Origin of the sequence: Peribacillus phoenicis, from assembly GCF_047238085.1 — a bacterium.
Taxonomy (GTDB): Bacteria; Bacillota; Bacilli; order Bacillales; family DSM-1321; genus Peribacillus.
Genome location: NZ_JBDFMF010000001.1, coordinates 2,862,466 through 2,875,150, shown reverse-complemented (window position 1 = coordinate 2,875,150; position 12,685 = coordinate 2,862,466). Strand labels below are relative to the sequence as shown.

At 40.7% G+C, this 12,685-nt stretch carries 12 protein-coding genes and 2 riboswitches; of the genes, 9 read left to right on the top strand and 3 right to left on the bottom strand.

The window, feature by feature from the left end; all coding sequences use genetic code 11:
* Nucleotide 1 precedes the first annotated feature (1 nt).
* The 8 genes from ABC374_RS14045 (at nucleotide 2) to ABC374_RS14010 (ending at nucleotide 7,624) form a co-directional block, all read left to right on the top strand.
* The gene (locus ABC374_RS14045) at nucleotides 2-277 is read left to right on the top strand and encodes a YokU family protein (protein WP_350299151.1); all 276 of its coding nucleotides are present in this window, start codon (nucleotides 2-4) and stop codon (nucleotides 275-277) included.
* Between the two features lie 422 nt (nucleotides 278-699).
* On the top strand, nucleotides 700-942 hold the full coding sequence (locus tag ABC374_RS14040; RefSeq protein ID WP_101225334.1) for a YozE family protein: 243 nt from the start codon (nucleotides 700-702) through the stop codon (nucleotides 940-942).
* 14 nt (nucleotides 943-956) lie between these two features.
* Entirely contained in the window at nucleotides 957-2,723 is a 1,767-nt protein-coding gene (locus tag ABC374_RS14035; RefSeq protein WP_413018449.1) for an ATP-binding protein, read from the top strand.
* 145 nt (nucleotides 2,724-2,868) lie between these two features.
* A complete protein-coding gene (locus tag ABC374_RS14030) occupies nucleotides 2,869-3,576 on the top strand; it encodes a hypothetical protein (protein WP_214750321.1) in 708 nt (235 codons plus the stop codon).
* Nucleotides 3,577-3,756: 180 nt separating this feature from the next.
* Complete coding sequence (locus ABC374_RS14025; protein ID WP_064505166.1) at nucleotides 3,757-3,927, top strand: YozD family protein; 171 nt, start codon at nucleotides 3,757-3,759, stop codon at nucleotides 3,925-3,927.
* Between the two features lie 240 nt (nucleotides 3,928-4,167).
* The gene (deoD, locus tag ABC374_RS14020) at nucleotides 4,168-4,872 is read left to right on the top strand and encodes a purine-nucleoside phosphorylase (RefSeq protein ID WP_230175687.1); all 705 of its coding nucleotides are present in this window, start codon (nucleotides 4,168-4,170) and stop codon (nucleotides 4,870-4,872) included.
* A 286-nt stretch (nucleotides 4,873-5,158) separates the two neighbouring features.
* Nucleotides 5,159-6,619 (top strand): lmo1851 family serine protease, encoded by a 1,461-nt coding sequence (locus ABC374_RS14015; RefSeq protein ID WP_459564386.1) that lies wholly within the window; start codon nucleotides 5,159-5,161, stop codon nucleotides 6,617-6,619.
* 114 nt (nucleotides 6,620-6,733) lie between these two features.
* Nucleotides 6,734-7,624: an LCP family protein gene (locus ABC374_RS14010; RefSeq protein ID WP_413018444.1), complete on the top strand. Its 891-nt coding sequence runs from the start codon at nucleotides 6,734-6,736 to the stop codon at nucleotides 7,622-7,624.
* 91 nt (nucleotides 7,625-7,715) lie between these two features.
* Here ABC374_RS14010 and mtnA read toward each other — a convergent pair whose 3' ends face one another.
* From mtnA to ABC374_RS13995, 3 genes are all read right to left on the bottom strand, one after another.
* Nucleotides 7,716-8,762 (bottom strand): S-methyl-5-thioribose-1-phosphate isomerase, encoded by a 1,047-nt coding sequence (gene mtnA / locus ABC374_RS14005; RefSeq protein WP_413018442.1) that lies wholly within the window; start codon nucleotides 8,760-8,762, stop codon nucleotides 7,716-7,718.
* A gap of 14 nt (nucleotides 8,763-8,776) precedes the next feature.
* Nucleotides 8,777-9,979 (bottom strand): S-methyl-5-thioribose kinase, encoded by a 1,203-nt coding sequence (gene mtnK / locus ABC374_RS14000; protein ID WP_413018440.1) that lies wholly within the window; start codon nucleotides 9,977-9,979, stop codon nucleotides 8,777-8,779.
* A 78-nt stretch (nucleotides 9,980-10,057) separates the two neighbouring features.
* Nucleotides 10,058-10,211: riboswitch (SAM riboswitch) on the bottom strand.
* A gap of 71 nt (nucleotides 10,212-10,282) precedes the next feature.
* Complete coding sequence (locus ABC374_RS13995) at nucleotides 10,283-11,065, bottom strand: carbon-nitrogen family hydrolase (protein WP_413018438.1); 783 nt, start codon at nucleotides 11,063-11,065, stop codon at nucleotides 10,283-10,285.
* A gap of 99 nt (nucleotides 11,066-11,164) precedes the next feature.
* Here ABC374_RS13995 and ABC374_RS13990 point away from each other — a divergent pair, with 99 nt between their 5' ends.
* Nucleotides 11,165-12,337: a pyridoxal phosphate-dependent aminotransferase gene (locus tag ABC374_RS13990; protein WP_413018436.1), complete on the top strand. Its 1,173-nt coding sequence runs from the start codon at nucleotides 11,165-11,167 to the stop codon at nucleotides 12,335-12,337.
* 131 nt (nucleotides 12,338-12,468) lie between these two features.
* Nucleotides 12,469-12,622: riboswitch (SAM riboswitch) on the top strand.
* Nucleotides 12,623-12,685 lie beyond the last annotated feature (63 nt).

Genomic DNA, 12,685 nt, shown 5'->3' with positions numbered 1-12,685 from the left:
CATGGAGACGTGTCCATGGTGTGAGAAAGGGAAGCTTGCATCAGTAAATGGGACTGTGTATTGGGAACTGCCGGATGGTACGAGGGCAGTTGAAATTACGGAGACCCCTTCATCTCGATGTGAGAGCTGCGATGCTCTTTTTCAAAGTGATGAAATAGTGAAGGAAATCGAAAATCAACTGTTTTTAATTGATACGAAACAGCTTGAAAAACAAACGACGTACAGTGAGCTAATGAACATGAAAAGGCTGTTGAAACGTAATTACTTTGACTTTTAGCTGCATGATGCATTTACATTTCCATATATGAATGAATAAATCCCCCCATTTGGACAGAATTAGTGCAAACCACTATTTCCATCTTAGATGTAGGGGATTTTCCTTTTCAGATAATGAAAATAATAAGGTTTTTGAAGTGCATTTGATTGAAAGATTGGGCTAAGCAAGAATGAAGCACTTCATTCCTTTATCGATTCATGAACCAAGTCGTATAAAAAAAGTTTTTCCGTCTTAAAAGGATGGGAGTACGATATTTAAGTGTAATTCCGTAAGAAAATGAAAGCATTTTTTGATGAAAAATCGTGGAAATCTATAAAGTGAGGAAGAATAGACCAAATTCATCTTTAAAAAAGTGGACGGAAGCGAAAGTTTCCGATATATTAAAGCAGAAATCATAGTTATTTTAGGGGGGGCTCAACATCATGAGACCATTTTATTTATATTTAATGAAATTTCGACAACCAAAGGAAATTGATGCAATCACTAAATTTGCCAATCATGCCTATGAGGATCATGGCTTCCCAAAACAATCGACTGATTATAATGAACTGAGCAGTTATTTGGAATTGAATGCAGACTATCTCGATAGTATGTCACTATTCGATCAAGCATGGGAGCAGTATGTCCAAATAGAAGAAGGGCTCTTATTAGGAGATCAGGAATAGGGAGGATCGGAAGGATGCTTAAAAGCCTTCAAACCCGAATTTTGCTTTATTCATTACTTATTGCAAGTGTTCCTCTTCTGATATTGGGGATCATATCCTATGGATCACAACGGTCCCTGCTTGAGAAGGAAGCAAAAAATGCCCTGAATGCAGGTTCACTGAATATTGTAAATGAAACATATAGCTATTTGAACGAACGGATCAGTGATGTGAGGTTAATGAGTGCAAATTCGGTAATCATCAATCCTGGCCATTCAAAAGAAGAGAAGTCAGAGGAACTAAAAAAGTTTATCGATGCAAAAGGATATTATTACGGTGTCTTGCATTTGGATATGGAAGGCAATGTCATTGCAGATACATCCAATAAAATGATCGGGGACAACCTCGCGCAGAGAATATGGTTCAAAGAGGCCATAGAAGGTCGTGAATTCCTTTCTGACGTTTATAAAACCCGTGCTTTCCCAGAACCCATAATTGCTCTGAGTGCGCCGGTTTATGATAATGCAGGGAAAATGATCGGTGTCGTATCTCCAGCTTTCCGATTGGAAGGACTTTGGGAGCTGATGGAGAAAAAGGCTAATGAAATTAGCGATAAATACCCAGTGAACTTTTTCATGATCAATCAAGAAGGCATCATGATTTCGAAAAAAGACCCGCATGGAGTCATGCAGGAATCTGCATTGAAAGAAATGGGATTAACGAAAGGTAAGCTGATGGAAGCTTCGTTATCGGATGAATTGTACAGCGCAGAGAACGGGGAAAAAATATATTCCATCCAGCCTGTTCATACGATTGCAAAAACGGAGAATAAATGGTTTGTTGTTGTGGGTGCAGATAAGAAACAAGTGTTTCAGCCTTTGAATGACCTTTTAACACGGTATTTGACAATCTACAGCATCGTTTTTGTTTCTATCATTCTGGCTGTCTATTTACTAACAAAGACCCTTGTGCGGCCAGTTCAAGAACTTGTCGAAGCGACAGAGGATTTCATTGGAGGAAAGGAATTCATCATTTCCGATAAAAGAAGCTTCGAGGAAATGGAAAAATTGAACCTAGCCTTTCTAAGAATGATGGAAACGATAGAAGATCGTGAGAAGGAAATCGTCCGTACGGAAAAATTGAAATATGTCGGCCAGCTTGCTGCCGGTGTCGCACATGAAATCAGGAACCCGCTGACGACAATAAAGGGCTTTTTCCAATTATTGAAGAGCCAGGATCATGATAAAACATTAATAGAAAAATATAGTGATGTCATGCTTCATGAAGTGGATCGGGTTAATGTATTCGTGACACAACTTCTTGATTTGGCAAAACCGCATCAACTGGAATGGGAGAAAATCGATTTAAAGGATTTCCTTGAAGAAATAATAGATACCTATATCCCTTCAATTCCGAGTTCTCATGTAAGACTAATAAATGAAGTGACACACTCTGTCGTTGTTTATTCAGACAGGAACCGGTTAAGGCAGGTTCTCTTGAATGTCTTGAATAATTCTTGTGAAGCCATCGAAGCAAGGGGGCAGATTGAATTGCATCATACTTCCGAGTCCCATTATGTAAGATTAGTGATCAGCGATGATGGGAAAGGCATCAGTCCCGAGAATTTAAAAAATATCGGCATGCCCTTTTATACCACCAAACCGGATGGAAACGGATTAGGTGTGGCGACGTGCATTCAGATAATGGAGGAATTAAAAGGGAAATTCCAAATTGAAAGCGTCCGCGACGAAGGAACGAAAGTGACGCTCATCATTCCCACTACGAACCGTCTCATTAAATGAGGCGGTTTTTGGTTGTAGTGCCGTAAATGGGCCGGTTACTTAGCTAAATGAGCAAAATGCCCTCTCTTTTCCATTAACCTCCATGTTTGTTTGTGCATATAATTTACTAATCAAACGATAAGGACCATATTGGGGGATGTCTCTTATGGGCAAAAAAAAACAGCCGAAATTTAAATTAGGCGATACAGTCGTAATAACAATGTATGGGACAGTCGGGAATATAACCGATGTAAAATTTCTCGATGGTGCTTATGTGTATGAAGTGAACTATAGTGAAGGTCTTTATATCGAAAAAACATTGCAATCGATAAATGAATATGAAGGTGAAATCCTTTATCAAAAAGAACAAATCGATATTGAATATAAATATTTATTAGGTGACTTGGTCCAGGTGGATGGGTATGAACAGGATTATTTCAAGATTATCGGCTATCGAACGGAAATTTGGCGCTATAAGGAAAATGCCTGGGAGGATGTAATCTATGAGTTATCCAGAATCTCTGATGGTGAATGGCTTGAAGCGCATGAGGAAGAACTGACTTTGATAGCCGATGCTAAACGTGCAGATGGAATCATTAAAAAGTTGGGTCTGCTACTTCCTAAAAAGAAAAATGAGCTTGCTATCATTGCTAAACAAAACAACCCTGGTAAAGGTGAGCGAGAAATGACAATGACAAAAAATGAAAAAAAGGAAATGATTGATGGACTGTTGGATTTATATAATGATTATTGTAAGCTCTACGAACATTTTGGCGATGATGAATATCGTCACATCATGAAGATCGCCCTTGCTAAAATTGAAAAGGCGGCAGAGGAAATTTATCCAGATCATAAAAAGAAGCAAACGAAGTGAAAGGTATCCTGAATTTTTAAAAGGGGCAATTTCAAAATTCCCTATAGAAGCTTCCATTCAAATTGAACATGGATGGATCATGATAAATATAAGCCCTTCAAATGATTTTCCATAATGGGATGCCTTACTGGTATATTTGTCTCTACACATTCATAGACCTTTAAATAAGGGGGCGATGATTTGCGAGAAATTGAGGTTTTTATTGATACAGAAGAGATAGCGGAATTCTTTTTTCAAGAATTGATAAGACGGGGCTATCTTCCAACAGAAGCTGAAGTTGAAGATCTTGCTGACATCACATTCGAATATCTTCTTGAAAAGTGCATAATTGATGAAGAAGTCGATGAGTAACCTGTCATAAGACGGTTAACAGCTTCCTATCCCTTAATTTTATTAACCTTAAAAAAAGACGGCGGACCTCCGCCGTTTTGTTGCGGTTTAAAGGAAGGGTGTCAAAGTCTTTTCATGACTTCCAGTTTCCTTATCTTTTTCAAGTTCTAGGATAAGGTTCGATTTTCCTAACTTGTGGTTGATATGGTATAGTAGTTTTTGAATATCATTTCAATCACAAGTTAAGGAGGACATAGTCGTATGAGCGTACATATTGGTGCAAAAGAAAATGAAATTGCGGAAACGGTCTTACTTCCTGGGGACCCGTTGCGTGCAAAATATATTGCTGAAACATTTTTAGAGGATGCTAAACTTTATAATGAAGTTCGTAACATGTTTGGATATACAGGGACATATAAAGGGAAACGAATTTCTGTACAAGGTACAGGCATGGGTGTCCCATCCATTTCGATTTACGTGAATGAATTGATGAATAGCTATAATGTCCAGAAGCTGATTCGTGTGGGAACTGCAGGAGCGATTCAGAAGGATGTAAAAGTCAGGGATGTGATCCTTGCAATGAGTGCTTCCACCGATTCCCAAATGAACCGCATGACTTTCGGCGGGGTGGACTTTGCCCCAACGGCGGATTTCGAATTACTAAGAAAAGCTTATGACGCTGGCACAGCTAAGGGCTTGCAATTGAAGGTCGGTAATGTTTTTACGGCCGATCAGTTTTATAACGATAATAGTGATTTGGAAAAATGGGCAAAATACCAAATCCTTGCAATCGAAATGGAATCAGCAGCGCTATACACGCTTGCTGCTAAATTTGGCCGCCAAGCATTATCTGTATTAACCATTTCCGATCACATTTTAACCGGTGAGGAAACGTCGGCGGATGAGCGCCAGTCAACCTTTAACGAAATGGTTGAAGTGGCATTGGAAGCAGCGATCCAGGACTGATAATTGGATGTAAATGACAGGCGGGTGACCAGGAATAAGTGAAGCTGTATAATGACAGTTGGATACAGGCTCAGTTATTCCTTGGTAGCCCCATTTTTGTAATGTCAATAGATGCCTGTAGTCCAGGGAGTTTTCTCTATGCTTTAACGTTTGCGAAGCGTAAAAAAATACATATGGTCATAAGTTGTTATTTTTGATAACAATTATTTTTCGATTGTCATGAAAGCTGTTAAAATAGAAAGAAATCGTTTATATCGTCATGAAGAATGAAAGTGGTGAGGCTTCAGTGGAAGAAGAAAATCAAGAACAGCCAAAAGAGGCAGGGAAATTCATTAAAATAAAGAAGTTTACGTTCATTATGGGGATTTTCTTAGTCATATTTCTAACTGCAGGGATTACTACAATAGCCTTGACCTTTGGAGATGAAAAAGTAGAGTCATTAGCACCGGATAAGCATGCGGAATTTGAAAAGCTGTATACTACATACGATAAGATAAAAGATAACTATTATGAAGAGGTTGATGAAGAAAAGCTGGTTGACGGCGCAATTAATGGAATGATCAAATCATTGGATGATCCCTACTCTGCTTATATGGATAAAAAGGAAGCATCTAGTTTCCATGAAAGCATCTCTTCATCTTTTGAAGGAATCGGTGCCGAGATTCAGGAGCAGGATGGACAAATCATGGTCGTCTCACCTATAAAAGGGTCCCCAGCAGAAAAAGCGGGGGTAAAGCCGAATGATATCATTTTAAGTGTGGACGGTAAAAGCGTTGAAGGGCTAAGCTCTTCTGAAGCTGTCCTGAAAATCAGGGGCGAGAAGGGTACGAAAGTGGATCTATCCATCTCAAGAGCTGGTGAGTCGGAACCGATTGAGCTCACCATTAAACGGGACACAATTCCGATTGAGACGGTTTATGCGGAAATGCTTGATGATGGAGTTGCCAAGATTCAAGTCACCAGTTTTTCCGAACATACAGTCCAAGAGCTGAAAACGGCGCTTGAAGAAATGTCCAAGAAGGATATGAAGGGTCTCGTATTGGATTTGCGGGGAAACCCGGGGGGACTGCTTGATCAAGCAATAGAAATGGCAAGCCTGTTCATACCTAATGGGGAAGTGGTCCTTCAAGTTGAGGAGCGCAGCGGGAAAAAACAAGTCTATAAATCGGAGAATGATGGAGAACTGAAAATCCCGGTAGTCGTGTTGATTGATGACGGAAGTGCCAGTGCTTCTGAAATCGTTGCAGCGGCTGTCAGTGAATCTGCGGACATTCCATTGATTGGTGTCAAGTCATTTGGGAAAGGGACAGTGCAGACTGCCGAAGACTTTGAAGATGGATCTAACTTCAAATATACGGCAGCTAAATGGTTGACTCCTGAAGGCAATTGGATTCATAAAAAAGGGATCAAGCCGGATATTACTGTGAAGCTTCCTGGTTATGCCAGCCTTCCGTACATTTCGCCCGATAAGGAATTGAAAGCATCTGATTCTTCGAGTGAAGTGAAAGCTGCTGAAGAGATGCTGAAGGAAGCGGGACATGATCCGGGTAAGGTAGATGGATTCTTTGATGAAGCAACAACGAATGCGGTCACAGCATTCCAAAGGGAACAAAAAATTAAAGAAACTGGCACCATTAAAGATGATACTACCATGAAATTGATGCAGGTCATCCAGGAGAAAATCCTTAAGAATGACACACAAGTGAAAAAGGCGGTAGAAGTATTAAAGAAAGAAATCAATAAATGATTTTGCCCGAATAGCCTGTCAGCGATTATCGTTGGCAGGCTATTTTTGTCGTTTAATGCATAGGATTCCAATATTAGGCAGAGAATAGGGGTAATTTTCCGATGAGGTGAGGTAATGAAAGAAAAGGTATTGTTCATATATCTATTGATCTTGATTCTGGCAGGCTGCACTTATGCCCCTTTACCCAAACAAAATGGAAATGCAGGTACGGAAAAAAAACTAACCAAAGAAGAGAACCAGGAAAGCGTGAAAACATTTCTGTTAATTGGTGTTGATACAAGGGGAGAGGAAAATTCTCGATCAGATGCGATTATACTGGCAAAATATTTTCCTGAGCAGGAAAAACTGAAGCTGGCTTCGATTATGCGTGATAGTTATGTGAAAATCCCCGGGAATAAATCAGGATATAACAAAATAAATGCAGCTTATTATTATGGTGGAAGGGAACTTCTCAAGAAAACCATACAGGAAAACTTTGGTGTCAAGGTCGATCATGTAGCGGTAATTGACTTTCAGGGATTCGTGAAGATGGTCGATTTACTTGCACCTGAGGGGGTAGCGGTGAATGTGGACCAGGAAATCATTGATGATATGAGCATTCAAGCAAGCGTCGGTAAAAATGTTTTACATGGGGAGGAAATATTGAAATATGTCCGTTTTAGACATGACGATGAAAGTGATTTTGGAAGGGTTGAGCGTCAACAAGAAGTAATGGTTCAATTAAAAACAGCGTTTATAAATCAAATCTCGTCCTTCGAAGGGATGGCAGCCCTTCCTAGTATAATCGAACAAGGACTCTCGTACTTGGATACAGATATTGGACTGAAAACAATAATGGAAATGGGTCCAAAAGCCGTCTTCCATACACCGGACACCGTCGAAACCTTAAGGGTTCCAGTGGAAGGAAGCTTTAAAGATGAAATATATCCCCAGTCCGGAGCCGTTTTGGAGATGGACTACACTAAAAATAAGAAGGCACTTCAGGAGTTCTTTTCCAAAAAATAAAAATTGTATTGTGGACCTCGCAAGAATAATCACAAAAACGAGAGGGATACGAAATCCTTCTCGTTTTTTATCATCAATAAAGCAACCTGGATCATTTAACAAAAAGCGGGATGTTTTTAATGAAATCCGGTGTTATGATGCCATTTTCGGTAATGATGCTTGTAATTAGATGATTCGGTGTAACGTCAAAGGCAGGATTGAAAGTCTTCACGTTTTCGGGAGCGATCCTAACACCTTGAATGAAGGTGATTTCCGCTTCATTCCGTTCTTCGATCGGGATGGAAGTGCCGGACTCGAGAGTAAGGTCGAATGTGGTTGATGGAGCGGCCACGTAAAAAGGGATACCAAAGTGCTTGGCTAATATGGCCAATCCCAATGTCCCGATTTTATTGGCTGTATCTCCATTAGCCGCAATTCTGTCGGCACCGACGATAATGCCATTTATTGCTTTCTGGTGAATCGTATGGGCAGCCATATTATCAGAAATTAATGTGACATCCACCCCCGCTTGCATCAATTCCCAAGCAGTCAAACGCGCCCCTTGCAGGACAGGCCTTGTTTCACATGCATACACTTTTAGCGGAAAGTCCTTTTCTTTAGCCAGGTGGAAGGGAGCCAAGGCTGTGCCATACCGAGCCGTGGCAATTCCCCCAGCATTACAATGCGTTAGAATGGAATCTCCTCTAGTGAATAAGGATAAACCATGTTCCCCGATTTTCCTGCACATTTCTTCATCTTCAGCAAAGATGGCTTTAGCCTCCGATACAAGTGCTTCCTTGGCAGTTGAAATGCTTTGCGCAGCTTGCAGGGTAATTTCCATCCTCCTTAACGCCCAAAAAAGGTTGACAGCAGTTGGCCGTGACGAGGCGAGTTTTTCAATATGCCTTGCTACATTTTTCTTGAATTCGGCTAATTCAGTGGTTGTTTCCTGTTTGGCACCAAGTGCAACACCAAATGCTGCTGTCAGTCCAATTGCTGGGGCACCGCGAACTTTTAATGTCAAAATGCTGTCATATACATCATCAACAGAATGAAGTTCAATAAATTCAGTTATGGAAGGCAGGGCTTGTTGATTTAATAATGTAATATGGGAATCAGCCCATTGTACCGAATAAGGTAATGGTGCTAGTTTTGTCATGTGCAGGTCTCCTTTTAAATGGTTGAATAAGATGGCAGTGTACGTTGCTTCAACGCTTCAATTACAGCTGGAACATCCAATTCTTCTCGTTTTTTAATTAAAAAAGCACCAATTTCCAATGTAGCCGTTTTGGCAGCGATCCTTGTTTCTTTATCTTCAATGACATTTAAATCGGCAACATGGGAAAGTCCGATGGTTCGCCGAATCATTTCACAGCCGGCAAAGCCGAATGCATCTTTTTTAAATTTTGTCAGTAAATAAGGCAGATAACCTTTCACATGGCGAAATGGGCTTTTATTTTGGCCTTCCCATAATTCGGAATAAGTTTCTTCAAAGGCATTCCAAAATTCATTAAGGTGTGTGAAAATCTCTTCCTTTCCAGCGCTATTACGTGTGACTGCCTGAAAGAGAAGGTTGGCGGTGTATTGACCAAGGTCAAAACCAACTGGACCATAAAAAGCGAATTCCGGATCGATAACCTTTGTTTCAGTTTTACTTGCAAATATACTTCCAGTATGTAAATCACCATGAAGCAAGGCTTCCTGCTCGGTTTCAAAGCTTTGTTTCAGCTTAGCGACCTCAAGGATCACTTCTTTATCATTCCATATATTTTTGGCGGCATCTGTCAATTCCACCTCGAAATCTCCCGGGAGTTCCTCAAAAAATGGATCCGTGAAAATAAAGACCTCAGTGATTTTGCAGAGTTCGGGATTCGTGAAATGTCGGGCCACTTCCTTTTTCGCAGAGGGTTCTAAATGATAATCGGATGTATAAAATGCCGTTTTCGCAACATATTCACCAATATGCTGAGAAAGCAATGGATATGAATCTCCTTCGATCAATCCTGTTCTAACGATTTTCAAGTGCGATAAATCCTCCATGACCGTGATGGCAAGCTGTTCATCAGAATAATAGACTTGCGGTACGAATTCTGGGCAATAACTTCTGAAATGAATCAACGCATTCGCCTCAATCGCAGCTCTTTTCAATGTCAGCGGCCAGCTTTCGCCAAGTACCTTGGCATAAGGGACCGCTTGTTTAATTATAATTCCTTTATTTGTGACTGTGTCTGTAATATGAAAAACATAATTTAAGTTTCCATCGCCGATTTCTTTACATGTTAAACTTGCATCCGCATTGACCAACCCAAGTTTTTTTGCAAGGGTTATAGCTGTTTCGTTTGTCAATCTCTTAAAATTTGAATGGTTTTGAGTCATTCTTTTCCCCTCCGGATTCAAAATAAGAATAAAAAAGCCTCTTTCATATAGAAAGAGGCAGAAGTTTTGGCTTCGGACCTCTTATCTTCCAGAATATGAATTCTGGTGGAATTAGCACCGTGCTCTGTGGATTTTATAATCCGGCGGTGAATCCGCCCCATTTCACAATGGTATTACAGTCGGTTGCTGGGCTTCATAGGGCCTTTATCCCTCAGCCTGCTCTTGATAAGAGTAAATGTTTTCTGAAATTTTAATCTTCGGGAAAATAATATCAACTTTTTAAATAGTTTGTCAATGGGTAAATTAATAAAAATCAGGACGTCGATCTTCGAATACAGGTATTTTGTTACGTGCATCCGAAACTTTATTGAAGTCCAAGGTGCCTGTCAGGAGTTCGTTTCCTTCTCCGGCTTCACTTATGATATTTCCCCAAGGATCAATAATCAAGGAATGACCGGCAAATATATTATTGACATCAGAGCCTGAGCGATTAACGGCTACAACATAGGCTTGGTTCTCGATGGCACGGCTAATCAATAAGGCTCTCCAGTGATCGAGTCTCGGCTTTGGCCATTCAGCCGTAACGAATAGAACTTCGGCGCCTTTAGCGGTATGGGCTCGCTGCCATTCAGGGAAACGGATGTCATAACAAATGAAACCAGCACATATTTTTTCATCAAGAGTAAATAAACCATCCTTTTCTCCTGGCTTCAGGAAATGATGTTCATCCATTAACTGAAATAAGTGAAGCTTATCATATTCTTTTATGAGATTTCCCTGTTTATCGATGATGATCATGGTGTTATAGATTCCCTTGCTCGTTTTTTTCGCAATGGAACCGCCTACGATGTGAATCTCGTGTTTCCTTGCCTGTGTTTTAAGAAATTCAATCGTTTTTTCGGCCTCTTGATCTGCAATCTCATTTAACCTGCTTAAGTCGTATCCGGTTGTCCAAAGCTCTGGTAAAATGACGATATCGGGTTCCGACCGTGCTGCTTTTTCCAACCATTGTTCCGCAACCTGAAAATTGATATCCGGTTGCCCGAATGCTATATCCATTTGAATACAAGCTATTTTCCACTTCATCGTTTAAAACCCCCATATGTAAAAAATGCTTTACAAGACTATGATAAACATATATCATTTGTGACTAGAATTTCAAGAAATTTCAGAGAAGGTGTATAAATGGTGCAATTCGAAAAATCCAGACAGCTTCAGGACCTGCCTAAGCAGTTTTTTGCCTCACTAGTCGCAAAAGTCAATGCCATCACGGAGCAAGGACATGATGTCATAAATTTAGGTCAGGGAAACCCTGATCAGCCAACACCAGACCATATCGTGAAAAGCTTGCAGTCTGCCGCTGAAAAAACGATTAATCATAAATATTCGCCATTCCGGGGGCATCAATATTTAAAAGATGCTGCTGCCGTCTTTTATGAACGTGAATACGGTGTCAAGCTGGATCCGAAAAGTGAAGTGGCGATTCTCTTCGGGGGAAAGGCAGGTCTTGTCGAACTGCCGCAGTGTTTATTGAATCCGGGTGATACGATTCTTGTTCCGGATCCCGGCTATCCGGATTATCTTTCCGGTGTTGTTTTAGCCCAGGCAAAGACCGAGTTCATGCCCTTGACAGAAGAAAATGATTTTCTTCCAAAATACAGTGACATACATAAAGAAGTACTTGATAAAGCGAAAATGATGTTCTTGAACTATCCGAACAATCCCACAGGTGCTTCTGCAACTGAAAGTTTCTTTGATGAGACCGTCTCTTTTGCAAAAGAGCATTCAATTTGTGTGGTCCACGACTTCGCTTATGGAGCGATAGGATTCGACGGTAAAAAACCGGTAAGCTTTCTCCAGTCAGAGGGAGCGAAGGAAATAGGAATAGAAATATACACACTATCGAAAACATACAATATGGCAGGGTGGAGAGTCGGCTTCGCAGTGGGGAATAAGAGTGTCATAGAAGCTCTTGAACTATTACAAGACCATCTTTATGTGAGTCTATTCCCGGCGATACAAGAAGCTGCGGCAAGCGCTTTGCTTGACTCGCAGAGCTGTGTAGAGCAGTTAGTGCAGATGTACGAGGGCCGAAGGAATGTTTTCATTGAGGGATTGAGGGCAATCGGCTGGGATGTCAAAGCTCCTGCGGCATCATTTTTTGCCTGGCTCAAAGTACCTAAAGGTTTTACGTCCGAGCGTTTTGCAGACTATTTATTAACGCATGCCCACGTTGCTGTTGCCGCAGGAAATGGATTCGGTGAATTTGGCGAAGGATACGTCAGGGTAGGGCTGCTGACTTCGGAAGATCGGCTGAAAGAGGCTGTGGAACGGATAAGTAGATTAAAATTATTTTAACCACAATGATATATCCGATTAATTCACCCTTAAATAGTTAAAACTTATTGACAAAGTAGGGATTACCTGTCAGAATACAAAATAAATTCTTAATCTTTCGATACTTGGATGCAAATTTATATATCAGCGTTTTCTTATTTTGAGCAGGTGGAGGGACTAGCCCTATGAAGCCCAGCAACCGACCGTAATTCCATTGTAAAATGGGGCGGAATTCTTCGCCGGATTTTTCTTGAAATCCACAAGGCACGGTGCTAATTCTTGCAGCCAATGGCTGGGAGATAAGAAGATGGCTTTTTAAAGCCTCTTCTTTATGAAGGGGCTTTTGCCATTTTGAGACCAGTTCAGGTT